Source organism: Myroides phaeus (assembly GCF_900099675.1).
In the GTDB taxonomy this organism is placed as follows: domain Bacteria; phylum Bacteroidota; class Bacteroidia; order Flavobacteriales; family Flavobacteriaceae; genus Flavobacterium; species Flavobacterium phaeum.
In genome coordinates this window covers 1-24778 of sequence record NZ_FNDQ01000020.1, presented here as the reverse complement: position 1 = coordinate 24778, position 24778 = coordinate 1, and the positions used below count along the sequence as shown (strand labels likewise).

At 33.9% G+C, this 24778-nt stretch carries 25 protein-coding genes and 1 riboswitch; of the genes, 15 read left to right on the top strand and 10 right to left on the bottom strand.

Annotated elements, in window-relative coordinates:
* Positions 1–28 precede the first annotated feature (28 nt).
* The 10 genes from mscL to BLT46_RS10180 all read left to right on the top strand — a co-directional run bounded on the left by mscL (position 29) and on the right by BLT46_RS10180 (position 12281).
* Complete coding sequence (gene mscL / locus BLT46_RS10225; protein ID WP_090409883.1) at positions 29–493, top strand: large conductance mechanosensitive channel protein MscL; 465 nt, start codon at positions 29–31, stop codon at positions 491–493.
* 264 nt (positions 494–757) lie between these two features.
* Positions 758–4114 carry a SusC/RagA family TonB-linked outer membrane protein gene (locus BLT46_RS10220; RefSeq protein ID WP_090409881.1) on the top strand — a complete coding sequence of 1119 codons (3357 nt, stop codon included), beginning with the start codon at positions 758–760 and terminating at the stop codon, positions 4112–4114.
* A 10-nt stretch (positions 4115–4124) separates the two neighbouring features.
* Positions 4125–5612 carry a RagB/SusD family nutrient uptake outer membrane protein gene (locus BLT46_RS10215; RefSeq protein WP_090409879.1) on the top strand — a complete coding sequence of 496 codons (1488 nt, stop codon included), beginning with the start codon at positions 4125–4127 and terminating at the stop codon, positions 5610–5612.
* Positions 5613–5619: 7 nt separating this feature from the next.
* Positions 5620–6477, top strand: coding sequence for a substrate import-associated zinc metallohydrolase lipoprotein (locus BLT46_RS10210; RefSeq protein WP_090409877.1), 858 nt, complete (start codon positions 5620–5622; stop codon positions 6475–6477).
* A 9-nt stretch (positions 6478–6486) separates the two neighbouring features.
* Complete coding sequence (locus BLT46_RS10205; protein ID WP_090409875.1) at positions 6487–7323, top strand: DUF4302 domain-containing protein; 837 nt, start codon at positions 6487–6489, stop codon at positions 7321–7323.
* 75 nt (positions 7324–7398) lie between these two features.
* Complete coding sequence (locus BLT46_RS10200) at positions 7399–8010, top strand: 4'-phosphopantetheinyl transferase family protein (protein ID WP_090409873.1); 612 nt, start codon at positions 7399–7401, stop codon at positions 8008–8010.
* Positions 8011–8070: 60 nt separating this feature from the next.
* A complete protein-coding gene (locus BLT46_RS10195; RefSeq protein WP_176770746.1) occupies positions 8071–8778 on the top strand; it encodes a Bax inhibitor-1/YccA family protein in 708 nt (235 codons plus the stop codon).
* A 72-nt stretch (positions 8779–8850) separates the two neighbouring features.
* Positions 8851–9468, top strand: coding sequence for a nicotinamide riboside transporter PnuC (gene pnuC / locus BLT46_RS10190; protein WP_090409869.1), 618 nt, complete (start codon positions 8851–8853; stop codon positions 9466–9468).
* Positions 9461–9862, top strand: a complete 402-nt coding sequence (arfB, locus tag BLT46_RS10185) for an alternative ribosome rescue aminoacyl-tRNA hydrolase ArfB (protein ID WP_090409867.1) — start codon at positions 9461–9463, stop codon at positions 9860–9862. Before pnuC ends, arfB begins: the two co-directional genes overlap by 8 nt.
* Before the next feature lie 238 nt (positions 9863–10100).
* Positions 10101–12281: a TonB-dependent receptor gene (locus BLT46_RS10180; protein WP_090409865.1), complete on the top strand. Its 2181-nt coding sequence runs from the start codon at positions 10101–10103 to the stop codon at positions 12279–12281.
* Between the two features lie 475 nt (positions 12282–12756).
* Here BLT46_RS10180 and BLT46_RS10175 read toward each other — a convergent pair whose 3' ends face one another.
* Positions 12757–13209, bottom strand: a complete 453-nt coding sequence (locus BLT46_RS10175) for a Rieske (2Fe-2S) protein (RefSeq protein WP_090409863.1) — start codon at positions 13207–13209, stop codon at positions 12757–12759.
* A 154-nt stretch (positions 13210–13363) separates the two neighbouring features.
* On the opposite strand from BLT46_RS10175, the gene greA reads away from it, so the two are divergent.
* Both greA and BLT46_RS10165 read left to right on the top strand, forming a co-directional pair.
* On the top strand, positions 13364–13840 hold the full coding sequence (gene greA, locus BLT46_RS10170; protein ID WP_090409861.1) for a transcription elongation factor GreA: 477 nt from the start codon (positions 13364–13366) through the stop codon (positions 13838–13840).
* 17 nt (positions 13841–13857) lie between these two features.
* The gene (locus tag BLT46_RS10165; RefSeq protein ID WP_090409860.1) at positions 13858–14247 is read left to right on the top strand and encodes an HIT family protein; all 390 of its coding nucleotides are present in this window, start codon (positions 13858–13860) and stop codon (positions 14245–14247) included.
* 47 nt (positions 14248–14294) lie between these two features.
* On the opposite strand, the gene BLT46_RS10160 is transcribed toward BLT46_RS10165, so the two are convergent.
* The gene (locus BLT46_RS10160; protein ID WP_090409858.1) at positions 14295–15434 is read right to left on the bottom strand and encodes a sensor histidine kinase; all 1140 of its coding nucleotides are present in this window, start codon (positions 15432–15434) and stop codon (positions 14295–14297) included.
* 137 nt (positions 15435–15571) lie between these two features.
* Between BLT46_RS10160 and BLT46_RS10155 the strand changes: the two genes are divergently transcribed.
* Genes BLT46_RS10155 through aat form a run of 3 tightly spaced genes read left to right on the top strand, consistent with a single transcriptional unit; the run spans position 15572 to position 17779 of the window.
* Positions 15572–16444 carry a flavin reductase family protein gene (locus BLT46_RS10155; RefSeq protein WP_090409856.1) on the top strand — a complete coding sequence of 291 codons (873 nt, stop codon included), beginning with the start codon at positions 15572–15574 and terminating at the stop codon, positions 16442–16444.
* Positions 16445–16477: 33 nt separating this feature from the next.
* Positions 16478–17074, top strand: a complete 597-nt coding sequence (locus BLT46_RS10150; protein WP_090409854.1) for a DUF3127 domain-containing protein — start codon at positions 16478–16480, stop codon at positions 17072–17074.
* A 60-nt stretch (positions 17075–17134) separates the two neighbouring features.
* Positions 17135–17779, top strand: coding sequence for a leucyl/phenylalanyl-tRNA--protein transferase (gene aat, locus BLT46_RS10145; protein WP_090409852.1), 645 nt, complete (start codon positions 17135–17137; stop codon positions 17777–17779).
* Here aat and BLT46_RS10140 read toward each other — a convergent pair whose 3' ends face one another.
* Genes BLT46_RS10140 through thiS form a run of 8 tightly spaced genes read right to left on the bottom strand, consistent with a single transcriptional unit; the run spans position 17780 to position 24411 of the window.
* The gene (locus BLT46_RS10140; RefSeq protein WP_090409850.1) at positions 17780–18490 is read right to left on the bottom strand and encodes a HesA/MoeB/ThiF family protein; all 711 of its coding nucleotides are present in this window, start codon (positions 18488–18490) and stop codon (positions 17780–17782) included.
* Positions 18491–18500: 10 nt separating this feature from the next.
* Entirely contained in the window at positions 18501–19613 is a 1113-nt protein-coding gene (gene thiH / locus BLT46_RS10135) for a 2-iminoacetate synthase ThiH (RefSeq protein WP_090409848.1), read from the bottom strand.
* Between the two features lie 2 nt (positions 19614–19615).
* A complete protein-coding gene (locus BLT46_RS10130) occupies positions 19616–20386 on the bottom strand; it encodes a thiazole synthase (protein ID WP_090409847.1) in 771 nt (256 codons plus the stop codon).
* Positions 20383–21003 (bottom strand): thiamine phosphate synthase, encoded by a 621-nt coding sequence (gene thiE, locus BLT46_RS10125; protein WP_090409846.1) that lies wholly within the window; start codon positions 21001–21003, stop codon positions 20383–20385. The genes BLT46_RS10130 and thiE overlap by 4 nt, the downstream gene beginning before the upstream one ends.
* Complete coding sequence (locus tag BLT46_RS10120) at positions 20993–21748, bottom strand: hydroxymethylpyrimidine/phosphomethylpyrimidine kinase (protein WP_090409844.1); 756 nt, start codon at positions 21746–21748, stop codon at positions 20993–20995. The genes thiE and BLT46_RS10120 overlap by 11 nt, the downstream gene beginning before the upstream one ends.
* Positions 21721–22347 carry a beta/alpha barrel domain-containing protein gene (locus BLT46_RS10115; RefSeq protein WP_090409842.1) on the bottom strand — a complete coding sequence of 209 codons (627 nt, stop codon included), beginning with the start codon at positions 22345–22347 and terminating at the stop codon, positions 21721–21723. The genes BLT46_RS10120 and BLT46_RS10115 overlap by 28 nt, the downstream gene beginning before the upstream one ends.
* 2 nt (positions 22348–22349) lie before the next feature.
* Positions 22350–24167: a phosphomethylpyrimidine synthase ThiC gene (gene thiC / locus BLT46_RS10110; RefSeq protein WP_090409841.1), complete on the bottom strand. Its 1818-nt coding sequence runs from the start codon at positions 24165–24167 to the stop codon at positions 22350–22352.
* Positions 24168–24204: 37 nt separating this feature from the next.
* The gene (thiS, locus tag BLT46_RS10105) at positions 24205–24411 is read right to left on the bottom strand and encodes a sulfur carrier protein ThiS (RefSeq protein WP_090409839.1); all 207 of its coding nucleotides are present in this window, start codon (positions 24409–24411) and stop codon (positions 24205–24207) included.
* Positions 24412–24477: 66 nt separating this feature from the next.
* A riboswitch (TPP riboswitch) is annotated at positions 24478–24577 on the bottom strand.
* Positions 24578–24778: the final 201 nt, after the last annotated feature.

Below are 24778 nucleotides of genomic sequence, written 5' to 3'. Positions count from 1 at the left end.
TTAAACTCAATATTAAAAAAAGAAGACTATGGGATTTGTAAAAGAATTTAAAGAATTTGCTGTCAAGGGTAATGTAATGGACCTTGCTGTTGGGGTAATCATCGGTGGTGCATTTGGTAAAATTGTTACTAGTGCTGTAAACGATGTAATTATGCCACTTGTATCTGCTGTAATTGGTACACCAGATTTTTCAAATATGTATACAGTATTAAAAGGAACTGTTACAGAAGGAGCAGCATTAGCAGATGCTAAAGCAGTAGAAGGAGCTGTAGTTTTTGCTTATGGTAATTTCATTACTGAAGTGATCAGTTTCTTATTATTAGCTTTAGTTGTATTTATGCTTGTTAAAGGTGTAAATAAATTAAGAGAAGCAGAAGAAAAATTAACTAAAAAGAAAGAAGAAGAGGCTGCTCCAGCTGTTGAAGAACCAAAAGGACCAACACAAGAAGAGTTATTATCTGAGATTCGTGATTTGTTAAGAAATCAAAAATAAAAGTTAACTTCTATTAGGTTAAATAAAACAATATATGTTGTTAAAGCCACGTTTGTTCAAACGTGGCTTTTTTTATGCTAATTATTGATTATGTTATTTTTATATATTTTAATGCGATTTTTTCGGTAAAAAAGCCTAAAATATAAATAAAACAATAGTTATTTCTTTGTTAAATAAAATTTTATAAAAACTTAAATTGATGTTGACTTTATGGAATTTTTGTTAGTTATTTGTTAACGATAAAATAATAAATAGTTAATAAGTATGAGGAAATTTCTACTTCATTTCTTTTTGATGTTTATGACGCTTACTATAAGTGGTAGCGTATATGCTCAAAATAAAGAAATTAAAGGTAAAGTTGTAGCTGCAGATGACGGTATGTCATTACCAGGTGCAACTGTGTTTATTAAAGGCACAAAAGAAGGAGTTCAAACTGATTTAGACGGTAATTACTCTATTAAAGTAAAGGGTAATGAAACTGTATTGGTTTTTGAATTTATGGGATTCAACACTGTTGAGAAAAAGGTAGGAACACAATCTGTTGTTAACGTATCTTTAGCTGAGGCTACTGAAATGATTGATGAAGTTGTTATTACTACAGGGTATGAGAAATTATCTAAAAGAACTTTCACAGGAGCAGTAAGTACTATTTCTGAAAAAGAATTGAAAGTAGATGGTGTAGCTGACGTAAGTAGAATGATTGAAGGAAAAGCAGCTGGGGTTTCAGTACAAAACGTTACTGGTACTTTTGGTTCTGCTCCTAAAATTACTGTTCGTGGTTCATCATCAATTCTTGGAGACACTAAACCATTATGGGTTATTGATGGTGTTGTTCAAGAGGATATCGTAAACGTTTCTTTCCAAGACTTAGCTTCTGGAAACTCTGAAACTTTATTAAGTTCTGCTATTGCAGGATTAAACAGTAATGATGTTGTTAGTATCGAAATCTTAAAAGATGCTTCTGCTACTTCTATCTATGGTTCTCGTGCAATGAATGGTGTTGTTGTTATTACAACTAAATCTGGTATCAAAGATTCTCCAATGAGAATTAACTATACTATGGAAAATGCTATTCGTACAGTGCCAAGTTATGCACAATATGATATTTTAAATTCTCAAGAAAATATGTCTATTTTACAAGAGATGTCAGGAAAAGGATTGTTAGAGTATCCTGATGTTGTTCAAAATAGATATGGAGGAGTTTACAACTTATTAGCTCGTTCTATGGGACAAGTTAATCCTGATGGATCATTTGTTGTAAATAACTTTAATTCTGATAAAAATAAGTTTTTACAACCATATGAAATGGCTAATACAAACTGGTTTAAAGAATTATTTAGACCAAGTATTACTCAAAATCATACGTTAAGCTTCTCTGGAGGTGGTAAAAACAATGCATACTTTACATCTATTGGATACTATACTGATCCAGGATGGACTATTGCTGACCAAGTACGTAGATTAACTATTAATACAAAAAATACTTTCTTCGTTACAGATAAATTTAATTTATCATTTGGTGTTAACTTCTCTAATCGTGATCAAAAAGCGCCAGGAAGTTACAGTAGTAAAACTGACGTAGTTAATGGTGGTTCTTCAAGAGATTTTGATATTAACCCATTTAGCTATGCTTTAAATACATCAAGAACTTTACGTGCTTATGATGCTAATGGTAACTACGAGTATTACCGTATGAACTGGGCTCCTTTTAACGTATTGAATGAGTTAGAAAATAACGAAATCGATATGAACGTTAAAGATATTAAAGCTCAAATTGATGCTGAATATAAAATTTTACCTAAGTTAACTTATAATGGTAGTGCGTCTGTGCGTTATGCAATGTCTAAACGTGACCACAATATTTATGAAGGATCTAACGTGGTTGGTGCTTATAATGCAAACGAAACAACTATCGTTAACAAACAAAATATTTTCTTATATCAAGATCCAAACGATCCTGATGGAATTAAAGTTCCTGTTTTACCAGAAGGTGGTATCAGATACCGTCATAACAATAACTTATTAGCTTATAACGTAAGAAACAGTATTAGCTATAAAGATGTTTTCGCTGATAAACACGAATTAGAAGCATTTGTTGGTACTGAAATGCGTTCAGTAGATAGAAATTATGACTATTTAAGTGCTTTCGGATTACAATTTAATAAAGGATATGTTCCTTATACTGACCCTCGTTTATTAGAAAAAATTATTTCTGATGGTGGATCATATTATGAGTTTGATGAAGAGCGTGAAAGAACTGTAGGTTTCTTTGGTAAAGCTTCTTATATCTATGATAACAGATATATCTTGTCTTTAACTGGACGTTATGATGGTTCTAACAGACAAGGAGATAGTAATGCTTCTCGTTGGTTACCAACTTGGACTGTTTCTGGAAAGTGGAATGCTAAACAAGAGAAATTCTTATTGGATAATGAAACAATCAGTAACTTAAGCTTCAGAGGTTCTTACGGATTAACTGCTACTGCAGGTCCTGCTACTAACGCTTTAGCTATTTACAAAAGTATGATTACTGATAGACAATTTACTGGAGAAAGAGAGCCAGGATTGGAAATTAAAGAATTACAAAATGGTGATTTAACTTGGGAAAAACAACACGAATTAAACGTTGGGTTTGACTTAGGTTTATGGAATAACAGAGTTCAATTAGTAGTTGATGCTTACGAAAGAAAGGCTTTTGACTTAATTGATGTTGTAACAACAAGTGGTATTGGAGGTCAAAAATCTAAATTAGGTAATAATGCAGATATGACTACTAAAGGTATTGAGGTAGCTTTAACTACAAGAAATATTAGTACTCCTGATTTCAACTGGACTACTACTATTAATGCTTCTTACTACGATCAAGAGATTACAAAACTTCAGAATATTTCGAGAGTTATTGATTTAGTTGGTCCTACAGGAGGTAATGTAGTTGGAAGAGCAAGAAACAGTATTTATTCTTACCAGTTTACAGGATTAAACGGAGAAGGTCTTCCTACTTTCGTTTTAGCTGATGGTGTTACTAATAACGTGTATGGTGCTAACTTCCAAGATAGAAATGATATCACAGGATATTTAAAATATGAAGGATCTGTTGAGCCTAACAAATCTTTAGGTATTACAAATACTTTTAGTTACAAAAACTGGTCATTAAATGTTTTCATTGTGGCTTCAGGTGGTAACAAAATTAGATTAAATCCTGATTTCAAAGGAGCTTATACTGATTTAGATGTATTTACTAAATCATTCCAAAACAGATGGATTAATCCAGGTGATGAGCATATAACTGATATTCCTACTATTGCTTCTGCTTGGCAGATTGCTAACTACGGTAGCTCAAATATTAGTAAAGCTTATAATACGTATAACTATTCTGATGCACGTATTGTTGATGGTGGTTTCGTAAGATTAAAAGATGTTTCTTTAAGCTATGAGTTCCCTGACTTGTTAAAGAAACAATTGAAATTATCTAATTTCTCATTAAGAGCTACAGCAAGTAACCCTTGGTTGATTTATGCTGACAAGAAATTAAATGGACAAGATCCTGAGTTCTTTAGAAGTGGTGGTGTTGCAATGCCAGTAACTACGCAATACACTTTAACTTTAAATGTAGGATTCTAAATTTTTGATTATGAAAAGAGTTAAAATATTAATTGCAAGCTTAATATTAGCTGCAAGTTTTACATCATGTAGTGATTTCTTATCTGAGGTACCTGATAACAGAACTCAGTTAGATTCAGCTGTTAAAATTGGAGAGCTTTTAGTTACTGCATATCCTATTTATGCGTATGCACCGTTTACTGAAATTATGTCTGATAACGTGTGGGATAGTGGTGAATCAATCGGAGTTATAGATTATCATAGATCTCAATTTAAATGGGAATTAGAGGAGAGAATTTCTCAAGATTCACCTTCTGCTTATTGGGATGGTTGTTATGAAGCTATTGCTGCTGCAAACGAAGCTTTAGAGGCTATTCAAAAAGTTGATAAAGGAGATGGTAAATTAAACCCTTTAAAAGGTGAAGCATTAATGGCGAGAGCTTATGCTCACTATATGTTAGTTCAATTGTGGTCTAAAGCTTATAATCCTAATACAGCTGGTTCAGATATGGGGATTCCTTATGTGGATAAACCAGAGCGTAAATTAATTCAAGAGTATTCAAGAGGTACTGTAGAAGAAGTTTATGCAAAAATCGAAAAAGACATCGTAGAAGGAATGCCTTTAATTACTGATAATTATAAACAACCTAAGTTCCACTTTAACAAACAAGCAGCTAGAGCATTTGCTACTCGTTACTATTTAACTGTTGGTAAATGGGATCAAGTTATTTCTAATTCAGATTACTTAATGGGTGATCCTATTGGTATGATTAGAGATTATACTTCGTTTAAAAAGTTTGGATTAATGGAAAGGTTCCAAAAGTATACTAGACCTGAGATGAAAACTAATCTATTATTAGTTACTGCAGTTTCTACGTATTACAGATATAATTATCAATCTCGTTACTGGATTACAGGAAAAGAGAAAGATTTAATTTTTGGAACTGCAACAAATCCTTTTGGAAAAGCTTGGACATATAGTGGAGGTTCTTTTAATGGACAAACTACTTATGTTTATCCTAAGATGGGTGAGTATTTCAGATTAGATGATCCATCTGCAGGTACTGGTCTTCCATTTACTAATTATGTTCTTTTAAGTAACGATGAAGTATATTTAAATCGTATGGAAGCTTTGGTTATGTCTAATCGTATAGATGAAGCTATTGCTGGTATGGAGCTTTTTGCTGGTAATCGTACACCTTCTTATAAAGCAGGTACTGATAAAATTACTTTAGCTAAGCTTAGAACAATGTATCCAAATGTTACAGAGAAGTTAACTCCATTTTACAATTTAACTGAAGAACAAGCTTTACTTATCGAATTAATTTTGGAGACTAAACGTAGAGAGTTTATTCATGAAGGTTTAAGATGGTTTGATATTAAGCGTTATAATATTGAGGTTAAGCATAAGTTCAATACTGGTGAAGAATTGATTTTAACTAAAGATGATGCAAGACGTCAATTACCTTTACCTCTGCACGTAACAGCTGCAGGTTTACCTGATAACCCAAGAAACTAATTTTATTATGAAGAAAATTGTAAGATTTGTAAGTTTATGTTGTTTAACTGCAATGTTTGGTTTAACAGCATGTTCTCAAGAAGATAGTTTAGGGGAATCGAGATTAGTTACTACTCCTGAACAGAAAAGTGATTTAGATAATTGGATTGATGATAATTATACTTATCCTTATAATATGGCTGTTTTTTATAAATGGGATCCATATAAAGTTGATAAGACACGTTATTTAACACCAATTGAAGTAAATAGAGTTCAACCTGCTTTAGAAGTTATTAAAACTATTTGGTTAGATAGTTATAAAGAAATAGCTGGTGAAATGTTTGTTAAACAAACTGCACCAAGAGAATTGGTAATGGTTGGGTCAGTAAATGCTAACACAACTAATACTGTAACTTTAGGGTTAGCTGAACAAGGAGTAAGGATATCTTTGTTTGCAATGAATTATTTAGATACTAAGAATAAAGAAGAAGTTGAAGAGTTTATTCATACAATTCAACACGAATATGTTCACATTTTAAACCAGTCTAAACCATTTAATGAGCAAGAATATGGAAGTATTTCTGCTGGTGATTATATGGGAGATTGGCAGAATGGTGATGATGACGAAGCGTGGGAATTAGGGTTTATTTCGGCTTATTCACGTTCTAATGTAACTGAAGACTTTGCTGAGCAAGCATCGTGGATGTTAAAAGATATAAATGCTTATAATGCTATTGTAAATGCTGCACCTGCAGAAGGGAGAGCTAAAATCAGAAAAAAAGAAGCTTTTGTTGTAGCTTATTATTTATCAGCTTTTGGAATTGATTTTTATGAGCTTTGTAACTTAACAACTGCTAATACAGAAAAAGCTGTTAACAAAAAATAAAAGTTAGAGATGAGAAAAAATATATTAAAAGCTTTTATTGCTTTTGGAGCAATAGCTATGTTTGCTTCTTGTAGTAGCGATAACTTTGAAAGTAAGTTTGATGAAAATCCAACTGAGCGTTTTGAGAATAGAAAAAAAGATTTAACTAACAATCTTTTATCAAGTGAGTTCGGATGGAAAGCTACCTACTTTACGAATGATCAAAAATATGGTGGTTATACGCACTTAATGAAATTTAAAGATGCCACTAATGTTGAAATGATTAGTGATTTTGATTTAAATAGTTATAATGGTTTAAAAGCCATAGAGAGTGAGTATAAAATTGGATGGAGTACTACTGTAAGCTTAATGTTTAATACTCCTAACCATATTCATATGTTAGCAAATAATCAAATCGCACCTGGTAAAAAAGGGAAAGGTTTTGAAGGAGACTTTGAGTTCTTATTTAAAGCTAAAAATGGACTTGATTTAGATTTCATTACAGTTAGAAGTAATGTGGATGTTAAATTCGAAAGAGCTCAAGAGAGCGATTGGGAAGATATTAAATTCCATAACGATACTAAGAATGCATTGAATGTAAAGAGAAACTTAGTATTAATTGAAAATGGAGAAGAAACTACATTTAGTTTTAAATTTGATAGAAATACAAGATGGGCTTGGGTTTTAAATGCTGATCAAACAGAATCTGTAAATGGTACTGGTGGTATTGGAATCGGGTTTAGAAAAGATGGATTAGTTGTTAGTCCAGCTATCGAATTCGAAGATGGAACTTCAGTTTCGGAATTTGTTAAAGATGGAACTACTTATGTAGCACAAGTTGGAAATAACAAGGTTATTATCAAATAAATTTTAAAAGAGCCGCGATAGCGGCTCTTTTTTTGTTTTATAGTATCTTTGATTTTCATTCATTAAAGAAAAAAGATGCCGTTACTAAAGGTTATAGATACAGGAAATGCTATTGTCTATCTTTGGAAAATTGAAGAGTCGGTTGACGAACTAACAACAGGGATAAACTTGCGTGAAGCAAGTAGTACTCGTTTAAGCAGTATGAAATCCGAGGTACATAAACAAGGTTTTTTAAGTATTCGACAGTTACTTAAAGTTGCAGGATATAGCGATAGTGAGTTGCTATATGATACTAATGGCAAACCTTATTTAACAGACAATAAGTGTATTTCTATTTCACATTCATTTCAGTATGCTACAATTATTATAAGTAATGAAAATGTAGGTATTGACATTGAAATGAAAAGAGAGAAAATTAAGCGTATTGCAGCTAAGTTTTGTAGCTCAAAAGAGTTAGCAGTTGTTGAAGAAAGCGATAATGATATTCTTGCATTAACTACAATTTGGTGTGCAAAAGAAGCAATGTTTAAGATGTGTGACTCTCGCAGTTTAAGTTTTAAAGATCATATGTATGTCGATTTTAGGCAGAGTATATGTGAGGTGAATGCTAACGTGTTCAATAAGCAATTTAGTTTTGAAAGTATTGACCTATGTGATTTTTTATTAGTCTATGCTTTTGAAAAGTAGAATAATAGTTTGTTTATAACTCGAAAATTGTATTTTTGGAGAGAAAATATATAAATGGATATGGAAAATAACTTTAATTACGTGGCAGTTGCTCACGAGTCAGAAGCTGTAAAAGCACAGTTTTATAAGAAGACGTATGCAAACCTTGCAATAGGTGTTTTAGCATTTATCGTTTTCGAAACAGTATTATTAAATACGCCTATTGTTGTAGAAGGAATGTTTCAATTAATGGGTATGGGAAGGTTCTCTTGGCTTATTGTTTTAGGAGCTTTTATGGGGGTTACTTGGTATGCTCAAAAATTAGCTAATGAAACAGTGAACAAACCGAAACAATATGCTGGTTTTGCTCTTTATGTATTGGCAGAAGCATTTATTTTTGTTCCGATTCTTTACGTTGCAATGCAAATGACTGATGACGGTTCTTTAATCGTTCAAGCAGGTATTTTAACTTTAGCGTTATTTGGTGGATTAACAGGTGTAGTATTTGGTTCTAATGCTAATTTCTCATTCTTGCGTTCTATTTTAACGATCGGTTTCTTCCTTGCATTAGGTACTATGATTGCAGGAATGATATTTGGATTTAACTTAGGGTTATGGTTCTCTTTAGCGATGGTAGCTTTAGCATCAGGTTCTATTTTATATTCAACTTGGCAAATTAAAAACGAGTATGCTGCTGATCAATATGTTCCAGCTGCGTTGTCTTTATTTGCTTCTTTAATGCTTTTATTCTGGTATATCTTAAGAATATTAATGAGTAGAAATAACTAATTGTAGTTAATAAATTATACTTTTGAACCGCGTTCCTTTTGGATACGCGGTTTTTTATTAAATCATTTTCTTATGTTCGAATTTTTCTTTGGCGCTTATAAGGATGCCACTACATTGCAAATCGTATTAGAGACGATCGTTTTTTTCTTCGGTATTTTTAGTGTTTGGTATGCGGGAAAAGAAAATATACTTGTGTTTCCAACTGGTCTAATTGCTACTGTTATCACTGTTTACTTATTATATAAAGCGGGGTATTTAGGAGATATGGTGCTTAATGGTTATTATTCAATTATGAGTATCTATGGGTGGTATAATTGGTCACGTGGTAAAGGGGGAGAGGATTCTCTTAAAATTAGTAGAACAAACAATAGAGAAAAATTAAATGGACTTCTCATATTCGTAGTTACCCTTTTTGTAATCTTTGGAGTTTATAAAGTTGCTGGAAATGAAATTATGCCAGAGAACTATATCGATATTTTTACATCTGGAGTTTTCTTTACTGGTATGTACTATATGGCACTAAAGAAAATAGAGAACTGGACTTTGTGGATTTTTGCTGATATTATATCTATTCCTTTGTATGCTTATAGAGGGTTAGGAATATTGGCTGTGCAATTCGCTATCTTTACCATATTGGCGATTATGGCTTATATATCGTGGTATAAAATTTTAAAAGCAGAAAATGAATAAAGAAATTATAGAAAGGGAATTAGACTTTAAAGCAGTGCGCAGTGGAGGTGCTGGTGGACAACACGTAAATAAAGTGTCTTCAAAGGTTGTGCTTTCTTGGAATTGTAGTGCTTCAGAAGGGCTTTCAGAAGAAGAGAAAATGTTGTTTTTAGAGCGTTTTAGCAATAGAATATCGAAAGATGGCTTGTTGGTTATGGATGCTGATAGTACCCGTAGTCAGATTAAAAATAAAGAAATTGTTATAGAACGTTTTTTTCAACTTTTGGCACTGGGTTTAAAAATTGATAAACCAAGGCGTGAAACAAAAGTTCCAAGACATGCTATCTTAAAGAGAAAAGACAACAAACAACAAATGTCTTTGAAAAAAGCACTTAGAAAGAGACCGAATTTTTAGTAAAAAGCATAGGTAACTAAATCTATTTCAGTTATAACTACAATATGAGATTTATTGTTACCTTTGCAAAATAAATCTCAAAGGGGTGCCACACGGCTGAGATCATACCCATAGAACCTGGGCGGGTAATGCTGCCAAGGGAGTAAAGTAATCGTAAATCAACGGTTGCTATGGAACAAGTGTAATTATTAATCTATTAAATAATTGCCCCTTTTATTTGTGAAAGTGTTTTTTACGAATGAAAAAAAAACTAACTAATCCTTTATTAGCTCTTACTTTGTGTGTTGGTGCACAAATGTCTTCTTTTGCACAAGAAAAACAAGTTAATGATTCTATCCACCATACTTCGTTGGATGAAATTGTTTTATCTGCCGTTAAAATTGACGACAAGACACCTATTGCATATAGCAATTTATCAAAGAAAAATTTAGCTGCTCGTAACTTAGGACAAGATATTCCGTCTATGATGGGATATATGCCTTCTGTTGTTACTACTACAGACGCAGGAAATGGTGTGGGATATTCAAGTTTTAGAGTTCGTGGTTCTGATGCTACAAGGGTAAACGTAACTTTAAACGGAATACCGTATAATGATGGTGAATCTCAAGGTTCTTTCTGGGTTAATATGCCTGACTTTACATCTTCTGTTCAAAGTTTACAATTGCAAAGAGGGGTAGGAACATCTACAAATGGTTCTGCTGCTTTTGGAGCGAGTTTAAATTTAAAAACAGATGACTATTCTCACGATGCTAACGGAGAAATTTCAAACTCTTTTGGTAGTTATAACACCAGAAAATCAACTGTAAAATTCAGTACTGGGTTGATGAATAACAAATTTGAAATCGCAGGTCGTTTATCTGATATGCATTCAGATGGATACATAGATCGTGCAGAATCAAAAATGAAATCGTACTATTTACAAGGGGTTTATGTAGGTAATTCGTCTTTGGTTAAAGCAATTGTTTTCGGTGGAAAACAAAAAACTTACCAAGCGTGGAATGGTGTTGAACAGGCTGATATTGATAAATACGGTCGTCGTTATAATCCAGCTGGAAAATATAAAGACGATGAGGGTAATGTACAGTTTTACAACAATGAAACGGATAATTATATCCAAAATCATTACCAATTACATTGGAGTGAGCGTTGGTCTGATAGTTGGACTTCAAACGTGTCATTGCACTATACAAAAGGGGACGGGTACTATGAAAACTATAAGAAAAATCAAAAGTTTAAAGAGTATGGCTTCAAACCTATTGTAGTTGATGGTAAAGAAGTGAATAGAACAGATCTTATTCGTAGAAAAGGATTAGATAATCACTTCTATGGTGCGGTGTTTAGTACAAACTATCATACAGATGATTTTAGCCTTTCAATGGGTGGAGGTGCTAATAAGTATGAAGGAGATCACTTTGGTCAAGTACTATGGACTAAAGAAGCAGTAGCGCATAGTTACAAACAAGAATACTACAGAGATAGTGCTGTTAAAACGGATATGAACTTTTTTACAAAAGCTACTTGGCAGTTTACAGATAAGTTTAGCTTATTTGGAGATATGCAATATAGACGTGTAACTTATCAAACAGAGAGTCTTGAAGTAGGAGATTTGAATGAAAACTTTATTTTCTTAAATCCTAAAGCTGGTTTAACGTATCAAGCAAATGAGAATAACCAAGTTTATTTTTCTTATGCAAGAGCTAATAGAGAGCCAAATCGTACGGATTATAAAGAAAGAAAAATGGATGTGTTGCCAAAAGCAGAACGTTTAGATGACTTCGAGTTGGGATGGAGATTTAACGGAAATGGTTCTACAATTAACGTGAATGCATACTATATGAAATACAAAGATCAGTTAGTTGTAACTGGTGATTTGAATGATGTAGGGGCAGCGGTTAGAGAAAACTCTAAAGATAGTTACCGTTTAGGTATAGAAATTGATGCTAATGTAAAAGTGTTAGATAAGTTATATTGGAGTCCAAGTGTAACGATTAGTTCTAATAAAAATAAAAATTTCGAGTACTTCTGGGAAGGCGAAAGAAAGAATTTTGGAACAACAGCAATTGCTTTTTCTCCTGATTTCGTAGCGTCAAACGCATTGACTTATTTACCTGTAAAAGGGATGAGTGTTTCATTGTTGACTAAGTTTGTAGGAGAACAGTTTATGTCTAATATTGAAACAGAAAATTCTAAGTTAGACTCTTATTTCGTAAATGATTTAAGTGCTACTTACGAGTTTCCAATTAAAGGATGGGTAAAGAGTATTGGAGTGTCTGTATTGGCTAATAATATTTTTAATGTGAAATATATTTCTAACGGATATTATTGGACAGGATATGATGGTACGAGTATGATGGATGGAGCAGGATATTATCCACAAGCAGAATTTAATATTTTAGCAGGACTTACAATTAAATTTTAATTTGTATCTTTTGATTGACAAATTGAAAAAAGATATTTAATAATTTACGATTACAGCAGTGATGGGTTGAAAAAGAACTTAGGTTCTACATTGTTGCAGAAAGCCTTTTACGAAAGTAAAAGGCTTTTTTTGTGGGTTTTATACAGAGTGTTTGTATAGTGTATGTATAGTGTATGTATAGTGTTTGTATAGTCAATGTATACTTTCTATGTAAAAAGATACAAGCATTCTACATACAGTGTACAAAAAGTATACAAACAACACGCATAAAACGGCTATAGCACTTGAAATGCATAGCATAAGTATTTAGTTTATGGGTGGTTATTTGAAGTTTTTTGTATGAGAAAAGAGTTATATACTCCCAAGTGAAGGTGTAATGAAGTTATCTTTACTTAAACAAAGTAGTCTTTGATATTGATTTCAAATCAAGTGAAAGAATACTACAAAGTTACCAATATTACAGATTGTTTTTATACTAATAATTAACAATTAAATAGTCTCCTTTCTTTGTCACAGGATAGGGTTTAAGTTGATAGTTTATACCAGGAGTAAGTGATTGTCCGGTTATCAAGCTAAATTGCGCTTCTTGTCCATTGTGCTGGTGGATACATTTACAATTTACATATACACCTTTGTTGTCTTTGCGCATTAATCGAGAACACGGTCGCTCAATTGCGTGATTAGGACAAGCTAAATCATAGGCGAAAAATTGTCCGCCACCATTAAAAATAGCTACTCCCATAATTCCTTCATTATAATTTATATAAACACCACCTGGGTTTAGTACTTCTAAGGCATCAGGATTGTTTAGATAAACTGAAAAATTAACAGGTTGACTTGGTAAATATGGGTTAGCGTATTTGCTATTGCTTTTACTACAAGCAGCCAATATTAAGAAAGAGAAAATAAATAGAAAAGCTTTTTTCATGGTATAAAGTATTTGCAAAACAAATTTAATTATTTAACTTTGACAAATAGAGTTCAAGATTTTATATATAGATTAAACGAAAAAAAATAATAAATATTTTATAGGAAGAATCCCGTTTTATGGGATTCTTTCTATTTATATAAACCAGATAATTATGAGTAAGATTTCGTATTATACTGCAGAAGGTCTAAAGAAATTGAAAGACGAGTTAGAGCAGTTAAAAAGCGTTGAGCGTCCTAAGGCTTCACAAGCTATTGCTGATGCAAGGGACAAGGGGGATTTATCGGAGAATGCTGAGTATGATGCAGCTAAAGAAGCACAAGGTTTATTAGAACTTAAAATCGCTAAATTAGAAGAAGTAGCATCTAATGCAAGACTTATAGATGAATCTCAATTAGACAACTCTAAGGTGTTAGTATTGTCTAAAGTTAAGATCAAAAACCAAACAAACGGAATGCAATTAACTTATACGTTAGTAGCAGAAAGTGAAGCTGATTTAAAAGCAGGAAAAATTTCTGTAACTTCACCTATCGGAAAAGGATTGTTAGGTAAATCTGTTGGGGATATTGCTGAAATTAAAGTACCTAATGGAATTATGAATTTTGAAGTTTTGGAAATCTCAAGAGACTAATTTTAAAAGAAGATATTATGAGTTCTATTTTTACAAAGATCATCAGTGGAGAGATACCTGCTTATAAAGTAGCAGAAGATGATAATTTTTTAGCATTTTTAGATATTAATCCTAATGCTAAAGGACATACATTGTGTATCCCTAAGAAAGAAATTAATAAGATTTTTGATATGGAAGAAGATCATTATATCGAATTAATGAAGTTCTCTCGTAAAGTCGCTATTGCCTTAGAAAAAGCAGTGCCTTGTAAACGAGTAGGTGTAGCAGTGGTAGGTCTTGAAGTACCTCACGTACACGTTCATTTAATCCCGTTACAAGAAATGGATGATATGCGCTTTACGAAAAAAGAAAAATTAACTCCTGAGGAGTTTGAAAGTATAGCGAAAACTATTAATAGTCATTTATAAGACTAATAGAAAGATAGAAGAGAGGCTGCCCCATTAGGACAGCCTTTTTATTTTTTATAGGTAATACAGAAGGTAGTTCCTTTTCCTATTTCTGAGTGCAATACTTTTATTTTACCATTTTGAAAATCTTCAACGATTCTCTTTGTTAGGGATAATCCCAATCCCCAACCTCTTTTTTTAGTTGTGTAACCAGGTTCAAATATTTTGTTGAACATTTTTTTAGGAATACCTCCTCCGGTGTCACTAATAAAGATATTTACTTGTTTTGTGTTTTCTTGAATTAACACATCTAAGCCTCCTTTTCCTTTCATTGCATCTATTGCATTCTTAATTAAGTTCTCTATTGTCCAGCTGTGTAATTCTTTGTTTAAAGGGACAAGAATTTCGTGTTGCGGACTTTCAAAGGTAAAGTTGATTTGCTTAGAGTTTCTCAATTGTAAATAAGAAAATATTTTCTCTGTTTCAGCTACAATATCAATATTGGTTAATTGTGGTTTGGAACCAATCTTGGAAAAACGGTCGGCAATTATTTCTAATTTCTTGACGTCTTTTTCGATTTCTTCAATTATTTGAGGGTCTACATTGTCTAACCTCATAATTTCTAACCAGCCTAATAAAGAGGAAAGTGGTGTGCCTATTTGATGGGCTGTTTCTTTTGCCATTCCTGTCCATAGTCTGTTTTGTGTGGCTATCTTATTGCTTCGATAGAAGTTGAATAATAAGATAGTGAAAAACAAAAAGATTAATACTAAGGAGATAGGGTAGTACTTTAACTTGGTAAGTAAAGACGAGTTTCCGTAGTATAGGTATTGTGTGCTTTTCCCTACTTTAATTTCGATGGGTGGGTTCTGAGATTTTAGCTTTTTGAGGAAGCGTATTGTTTTTTCAGAACTGTTAATAATTTTATCATCAATATTGATCATTGATAAAATACTATCCTTATCTGTTGTTTGTATGATAGGAATTGTACTGTTTTCTGTAATGATTAATAGGGGTAACGATAAGTCAGTATCAAATTGGGTTGCATCATTTAAGGTATTAGATGCTTCTGCCCAGATGTTCATTTTTATTCGTTCTTCTTCTTTGTAAGTTTGAAAGAAGGAATAGGTATTCCACAAAATAACCAATAGGGTAACGAATGCCATTGCAATGACAGTCCAGCGAAATATTTCTTTTTTTCTAGTCAATTTTTTGTTGATTTGTAATCAGTATTTAAAAGTAAATAAAATAAATGAATTGCATACTTAGTTAAGTAGCTAATAAAAATTTTTACCTTCATAAAAGCTTTTGTAACTTTACTTTTTGCACTTAATATTAATTATTGATGAAAACAATTACACCAAAAGACATATCAACAGTTGACTTACAGCGCTATTTACAAACTGCTGTGGGACCAAGACCTATTGCTATGGCAAGTACAGTAGATGCAGATGGACGACCAAACTTATCGCCATTTAGTTTCTTTAACTTGTTTAGTGCAAATCCACCGATCTTAGTTTTTTCGGCTTCAAGAAGGGTGAGAGATAATAGTTTAAAACACACATTATTTAATGTACAGGCGACGATGCAAGTTGTTATAAATGTTGTAAATTATGAAATGGTACAACAAACTTCTTTGTCGAGTACAGAATATAAAGATGGGGTTAATGAGTTTGTAAAATCAGGCTTAACAATGATTCCTTCTGAAATTGTAAAACCATTTAGAATTAAAGAGAGTCCGGTTCAATTTGAATGTGCAGTACAGGAGATAATTCCTTTAGGAAATGAAGGAGGAGCTGGAAATCTTGTAATTTGTGAGGTGTTAAAAATGCACATAAGTGAAGAGGTGTTGGATGAAAATGGAAATATTGACCAGCATAAGATTGACTTAGTTGCTCGTATGGGAAGCAATTGGTACACGCGTGCAAATGAAGGAATGTTTGAGGTTGAAAAACCATTGACAACTTTAGGAGTTGGGGTAGATGCCTTGCCTAAAGGAGTTGTAGAAAGTGGCGTTTTCTCTGGAAATGATTTAGGTGTTTTGGGTAATATAGAACAGATACCTACTGATGAAGAGGTTGCTGAATTTGTAGCTTCAAATAGTGAAGTACAAGAATTAGTAAAGCAGGGAAACCAAAGCGAGAAATTTAAAAAAGCAAAAAAATATTTAGAAGAAAATAATGTACCTTTGGCTTGGAAAACAATTTTAGCTAAATAGTTACATTTAAATAACGAGGTAAAAAAGATCAACATGGAAGTAACAGGAAGAATCAGATTAATAGGACAAACACAAGATATCAGCTCATCTTTTAGAAAAAGAGAGGTTGTTGTAACAACAAGTGAACAATATCCTCAACATATTATGATTGAGTTTACTCAAGATAGAGTAGGTTTATTAGATGCATATCAAGTAGGACAAGAAGTAAGAGTATCTATTAATTTGAGAGGAAGAGAGTGGCAAAGTCCACAAGGTGAAACAAGATACTTCAATACAATTCAAGGATGGAGAATTGAGCCTTTTGCTCAAGGACAAGAAGCTCCTCAATTCCAACAACAACAGTCTTACGGAGGACAACAAGGTGGTTTTAACCAAAACCAACAACAAGGTTCTCAGTTTGGACAAACAAATCAGTTTGCTCAACCAAACCAACAAGGTGGATTCAACCAAGCGCAACAACAAGGTGGATTCAACCAAGCGCAACAACAAGGTGGTGGAATGCCTCAACAGAACTTTCAGCAAGGTGGTCAACAACAGTACAACCAATTTGCTCAAAATAATAATTCTGGTAATCAATTCCCTCCAGCTTCAAGTTATAATGAAGAGGAACACGATGATTTACCATTTTAATTAATAGTATAATTTAATCCCTAAGTTCTCTTACTTAGGGATTTTTTTATTTATAACTATATGATTGCATTTTTAGACGAGAATACTTTATTTTTTCCTTCTGTTGATGAAACACACGAATCTGGTATTATTGCCATAGGGGGTGATTTGTCTGTTGAACGAATTACTTTAGCTTATAAATCGGGTATTTTTCCTTGGTTTGAAGATGGTGAACCGATTACGTGGTGGTCGCCTGAATATAGAATGGTCTTGTTTTTAGATGAATTACGCGTATCTAAGAGTATGCGAAATATCTTGAATAGAAATATTTTTAAGGTTACTTATAATACGTGTTTTCGAGAAGTAATTACGCATTGCCAGAATGTAAAACGAGAAGGTCAATTAGGTACTTGGATTACGGATGAGATGTTAGAGTCATATTGTAAATTACACGAATTGGGGATTGCAAAGTCTGTTGAGGTATGGCAAGAAGACCAATTGGTCGGTGGGTTATATGGTATGGACTTAGGACATATATTTTGTGGTGAGAGTATGTTTTCTCTTGTGCCGAATGCCAGTAAGGTTGCGTTTATTAATTTGGTAAGAAAGTTAGCGGAAGAGAATTATGCGTTGTTAGATTGTCAAGTGTATAATGATCATTTAGACAGTTTAGGTGCTCGTGAGATACACAGAGAAGAGTTTATGGAATACCTCCATAGGAAGTAATCAGAAACTGAGTTTCTGTACTTCCCAATGTAAGGTATCTATGATAAGCAACTGATTGGTCAAGTGGGGTAAACCTATGATTACTTTTAGGGCTTCTTGTGCCATCATTGTTCCTATAACTCCTGGAAAAGTTCCTAACACACCGTTTAGGCTACAATTAGGGACATCACTTTCATTAGGTGGTTCAGGAAACAAATCTCGTAGGTTTTTACTCTTGTTGTGATTAAAGACGGCTAATTGTCCTTGAAAACCTAAAATGGTTCCATATATAAGGGTTTTGTTTAACTTCACACAATAATCGTTTACTAAATAACGAGTTTGAAAGTTGTCAGAACCATCAATTATGTAGTCATAATTACGAAATAAATTTTCAATATTTTCTATTGTCAGCTTCTCGTTGTAAGCAGTAAATACAATGTTTGGGTTAAGCTTGTGTATTTGCTGTTTTGCTATTGCTGTTTTTGCAATGCCTATGTTTTTGGGCGTGAATAAGATTTGACGGTGAAGGTTGTGTTCTTCTATTACGTCAAAATCAACTACTGCCAAGTTGCCAACGCCACAAGTAGCCAAGTAGGTTAGGATAGGAGAACCAAGTCCGCCCGCGCCAATAACTAATACTTTTGCATTTTTGATAAGTAGTTGTCCCTCCACCCCAATACTATCCAAAGCCATTTGTCTGCTGTATCTCAAAAAATCAGATGTGTCTATCATATTCTATTGTTTATGAGTGATACGAATGATGCCAGTCTTTCCAAACAGGGTCATAGCCTTGTGCTTTTATCATTTCGATAATTTGCTCAGTTGACCTATTATCACATATTTCAAATTGTTCAAGGGAATCTTCATCAACAGAGTAACCACCAGGGTTAGTTTTAGAACCTGCACTCATAGAGGTAGCTCCCAATTTGATGATGTTATTTCGCAATACCTCATTTTCTCTGGTAGAGATAGATATCTCTAAATCCTCATTCCACAAGCGATAAGCGCATATCAGTTGCACTAAGTCTCTGTCGTCCATTATAAAGTTAGGTTCAATCATTCCTTCAGCAGGGCGTAATCTTGGAAAAGACACAGAATACTTGGTTTGCCAATACGTTTTTTGCAAGTAGTTTATGTGTAAAGCATTGAAAAAGCTATCGACACGCCAATCTTCAAGCCCCAGTAAAACACCTAAGCCAATTTTGTGTATGCCCGCTTTTCCAATTCTATCAGGCGTATCAAGGCGATATTCGAAGTTTGATTTTTTTCCTTTAGGATGATACCGTTTGTAGACTTCTTTGTGATAAGTTTCTTGATACACTAAAACAGCGTAAACGCCTAAAGTAGCTAAGGTACTATACTCGTCTTCAGAAAGAGGCTGTACTTCAATCGAGATAGTGGTAAAGTCTTTTTTGATTTGTTCAACTGCTTGTTTGAAATAGTTGATATTCACGGTGTAGTTAGCTTCCCCAGTTACCAATAAAATATGGTCATACCCTTGTTTCTTGATGACATCAACTTCCTGTTTAATCTCCAAAGAAGAGAGAGTTTTTCTCTTAATTTTATTGTCCAGACTAAAACCACAGTACGTACAAATATTTTGACACTCATTGCTCAAGTACATCGGTGCGTAAAGAGAAATGGTTTTACCAAACCTTTTTTGAGTAATGGTATGACTCATTTGTGCCATTGTTTCAAGATAAGGAGCAGCGGCAGGAGAGATGAGGTTTATAAAATCCTCAAGCGTTTTTTTAGGTTGTTGTAAACTCTGTTCAACCTGATGTACGGTAGTGGCGTATATTCTTTGTTTTACGTCTTCCCAGTTATATTGGTTAAAAGTATCTAAGAAAGCCATAGTTATTCTTGTAAAAAAGTAGTGAGTGGACTTGATGCTTGTGCGTGAGAACGAATACCTCCCAGTTTGGCTTCAAAAGCTTGTCTGCCTGAGATAACAGCATTTTTAAAAGCTGTAGCCATTAATTCAGGATTACCTGCTACGGCAATAGCTGTATTAACAAGAACAGCATCAGCTCCTAATTCCATTGCTTTAGCAGCATCAGAAGGAGCACCTATTCCCGCATCAACAATAACAGGGACATTGCTATTTTCGATAATAATTTCTAAGAAGTCGATAGTTCGCAAGCCTTTGTTAGTACCAATTGGTGCTCCTAACGGCATTACAGCTGCAGTACCCGCATCTTCTAAGCGTTTACATAAAACAGGGTCGGCGTGAATATAAGGCAAAATAATGAAGCCTAATTTAGCCAACTCCTCTGTAGCCTTTAGCGTTTCAATAGGGTCGGGTAATAAATATTTAGGGTCAGGGTGTATTTCTAATTTTAGCCAATTAGTTTCTAAAGCCTCACGCGCTAATTGTGCCGCAAATATAGCTTCTTTTGCATTTCGTGCACCAGAGGTATTAGGCAATAAATTAATATGAGGATGCTGTAGATGATTTAAGAGTAAATCAGTTTCTGTTTCTGCATCAATTCTTTTTAAAGCAACAGTTACTAACTCTGTTTCAGAGGCAAGCGTTGCGGCCTCCATCTGTGAGGGAGAACCAAACTTACCTGTTCCCAAGAATAGGCGAGAGTTAAATTGTTTATCTGCTATGTGGAGTGGTTTCATTTTAAAATATCGTTAAGTTGTGTGAGTATTTCTGTTTTGTCTTGCGCATTGTATAGCAGGCCTGACAAAGCTATACCGTGTACGCCAGATTGGATTATCGAATGAATATCGCTGATTTCAATTCCGCCAATAGCGATAATTGGAATGTTGATATGATCCTGTTTCATCTGTGTTAATAATTGTTGATAACCCTCTAAACCAAGAACAGGACTAAGTTTGGCTTTGGTTGTTGTAAATCGGTAAGGCCCCAGACCAATGTAGGTACATTGTTCGTATGCACGTTGTAAGATATGTTCATACGTATTAGCCGTTCCTCCAATTATTTTGTTAGGTAAGAGTAGTTTTGCTTGGACAACAGACAAGTCGGTTAATCCTAAGTGTACACCATCCGCATCTATTGCTTTTGCTAAATCTACGTGGTCATTGATAATAAGTGTAGCCTTATACGTTTCACAAAGTTTTTTTACCTTTTCGGCAGTACTCCATCGAATAGAAGATAAAGTGTTTTTAAAGCGGTATTGTATCCAATCTTGTCCAGCATCAAGTACTTTTTCAATGTGGTACAATTGTTCTTGTGGAGAATCACCGTGACTGATATATTGAATTTTAGATAGCATGATATCCTAATAATGTATGGTTAGACTCTAAGTATTTTTCCATGTATCGCTTGGCGTTATACATAGCATATTCTATTGGTTCTCCTAAAGCTAAGTTGGCAGCAATAGCTGAAGAAAGTACACAACCAGAACCGTGTTTAGGGTAGTCAGATAGTTTTTTGGGAGCAAAGGTTTGTATGTTTTGTTTGTGGATGAGGTAATCAAAACCTAAAGCATTCTCATTATGACCACCTTTTAGAATGACCGTACAATGCTGACTGAGTTGACGTGCTTTTTCTATGGCATCTTCATTTGTTTGTACCAAATCGTGTATCTCTAAGTAATTAGGAGTGATGATATCTATTTGGTTTAAAATCTGAAATAATGTCTTTTTCTCTATATTATCTGTAAACTCAAAAGCCCCAGTAGCTTTAAATACGGGATCCCACACGATTTTTGTCGTAGGATATTTGTCTTTGATGAGGTTGATATAAAGAAGTAAGTCTTGTGAATTTGGAATAACCCCTATTTTAACCGCATCAGGTTTATAGCGATTTAGTAAAGTAGTCAATTGTTGTACTACAAACGCTTGTTTCTCCCAAGAGACAGTCAATACATTCTCTTCCGTTTGTATTGTGTTGGCCGTAATTACAGCTAAGCCCAAAACGCTGTGGTTTTCAATTGTTTTAATATCCGCCAGTGTTCCTGCACCCCCTGTGGGGTCAAGACCTGCAATAGTTAAGACAATTGGTCGTAATGTTGACATAGTTCAAATGTTTTTAAAGGGTTTTCAGATAGCCATATACAACCAAGTAAGGCATAGTCATCCAATCCCATTTGTTTAATAGCCGGTATATCGGTTGGCTTAATACCTCCTAATGCTACTAATGTTGTATAAGCATTGTCTTTTTTAGCTAACTCCTCTGTCCAATTCATTGTTGATGCATAGCCAGGTTTAGATATACTTGGGTAAATAGGACTTATGAACGCTCTATGATAGATTGTTGATAACTTATTATACTCACTTATACAATGAACAGATGTTGATAACTTTGGTAAGTAACTGATATAGTTGTTAACAAGTGCTTCATTAATTGTTGATAAGTGCGTATAATAGCTGTCTAAATTGTTGATAACTCTTAAATACTGTTGAAAAAGGCGTTCATTGTTGTTAATAACCTTACTTGAAATGTGTATAACTAACTTTCTGTGATGCTGTTTATCTATCTTTTTGAGCCAAAGCTTTAGGTATTCAATATCCCAATCAGGTTTTCTAACGTGAGCAAGGGGCAAACCCTTATCAAACATTTTGTTGATAAGAGTTGCTTCTTGTTTTACCTCATTTGGCATCGTAATTAGAACCATTGTTATAGGTATATTTCTTTACCTGCCTCAATAAACTCTTCAGATTTTTCTTTCATTCCTTGTTCTGCCGAATCTCTAATCTCTTGAGATATTTTCATCGAACAGAATTTAGGTCCACACATTGAACAGAAGTGAGCTACTTTAGCACCATCCGCAGGAAGTGTTTCATCGTGAAACTCTCTTGCAGTATCAGGGTCAAGCGAAAGGTTGAATTGGTCTTCCCATCTAAACTCAAAGCGGGCTTTACTCAAGGCATTGTCTCTGTATTGCGAACCTGGATGTCCTTTAGCTAAGTCAGCAGCGTGAGCAGCAAGCTTGTATGTGATAACACCATCCTTTACATCCTTTTTGTTTGGCAAACCTAAGTGTTCTTTAGGCGTTACATAACATAGCATTGCCGTTCCGTACCAACCAATCATTGCTGCACCAATAGCAGATGTGATATGGTCATATCCAGGAGCAATATCAGTTGTCAACGGACCTAAAGTGTAGAAGGGAGCTTCACCACAATCGCGAAGTTGTTTCTCCATATTTTCTTTGATGAGGTGCATTGGTACGTGACCAGGACCTTCAATCATAACTTGCACATCGTGTTTCCAAGCGATTTTCGTTAACTCGCCTAATGTTTCTAATTCAGAAAACTGTGCTTTGTCATTTGCATCAGCAATAGAACCAGGGCGTAGTCCATCACCAAGAGAAAAGGCGATGTCATATTTCTTCATGATCTCACAGATATCTTCAAAATGAGTGTACAAGAAGTTTTCTTTGTGATGAAATAAGCACCACTTAGCCATAATTGACCCACCACGAGATACGATACCCGTAACGCGTTCTGCCGTTAAGTGAATATATCTTAGAAGTACACCAGCGTGTATAGTAAAATATGAAACCCCTTGTTCAGCTTGTTCTATAAGTGTATCTCTAAATATTTCCCACGTTAAATCTTCTGCAATTCCCTTCACCTTTTCTAACGCTTGGTAAATAGGTACAGTACCAATAGGCACAGGAGAGTTACGAATAATCCACTCTCTTGTTTCGTGTATATTTTTACCAGTTGACAGGTCCATTATTGTATCAGCTCCCCAGCGACAAGCCCATACTGCTTTTTCTACTTCCTCTTCAATCGATGAAGTAACAGCACTATTACCAATGTTTGCGTTGATTTTAACCAAGAAGTTTCTACCAATAATCATTGGCTCACTTTCAGGGTGGTTAATATTGTTAGGAATAATAGCACGACCAGCGGCAATTTCGTCTCTAACAAATTCTGGAGTAATATAGTTTTTAGGAGTATTAGCATTGAAACTATTACCAGGATGTTGGTGTTTCATTGCCTTAGTAGCTTCATTTAATTGCTCAATCTTTTGATTTTCGCGAATAGCTACATATTCCATTTCAGGAGTAATAATACCTTTTTTAGCATAGTATAACTGCGTTACATTCGCATTATCCTTAGCTACTTTTGGTTTGTGTCTAAATTCAAATCTAAGATGATCAAGTTTTTCGTCTTGCAATCTCGCTTGTCCGTAAGCAGAAGTGATATTATCTAAAATAGTAACATCATTTCTATCGAGAATCCATTGTTCCCTAATTCTTGGAATACCTTTTCTAATATCAATTGTGATGTTAGGGTCAGTATAAGGTCCAGATGTATCGTAAACAGTTACAGGTGGATTTTTTTCTGTTCCACCACTTGCCAGTTTTGTATCGCTTAAAGTGATTTCACGCATTGCTACTTCAATAGGAAATAGTTTTCCTTTGATGTATACCTTTTTAGAATTTGGAAAAGGCGTTTGTGAGATTTTTTCGTGTTGTTCCATGTGTTTATTTTTAGTTATGTTATTTTTTCAAATGGAATCAACCGCCTTGAGTGGCTGTAATAATCAAGATATTATCAGAAGGGTTTAGATAATAAGTAGCCCAATTATCTCTTGTAATCACTGTTTGGTTAACAGCAACAGCAATGCCTTTTTGATGCGTTGGCTTATGAATATCAAGCATATTTTTGATGCTTAGGATATCAGAGTCGAATTGTACTTTTTGATTGTTAATTTGTAATTCCATTCCTTTGTTAATTTTGAGATATAACTTTAGGAATGGCTACAATAAGGTACGGACGTACCTATTTATGATAGTCATCTTACTTTTCCCTACGCTAGTATTAACCAGATCAGGTTCAAAGGGTGAAGTCTCAGCCTACATAACGATGTAGACACCCCTAAAGTTGTCAGCAAATATAAACAAATTTTATTAGCAACCTAATTAGAAGATATTTTGTAGAAAGGTAAAAAAATAATTTATAAACAATAAAGGAGCTGTTAAGGGGGAAATTTAGGTGACTAGTCCTAAAATAGATTGACAAGTTTTTAAACAATACATCCAGAGGGATTTTCTCTCTGGATTTTTTTATGCACATAATTTGGAGTGAGCA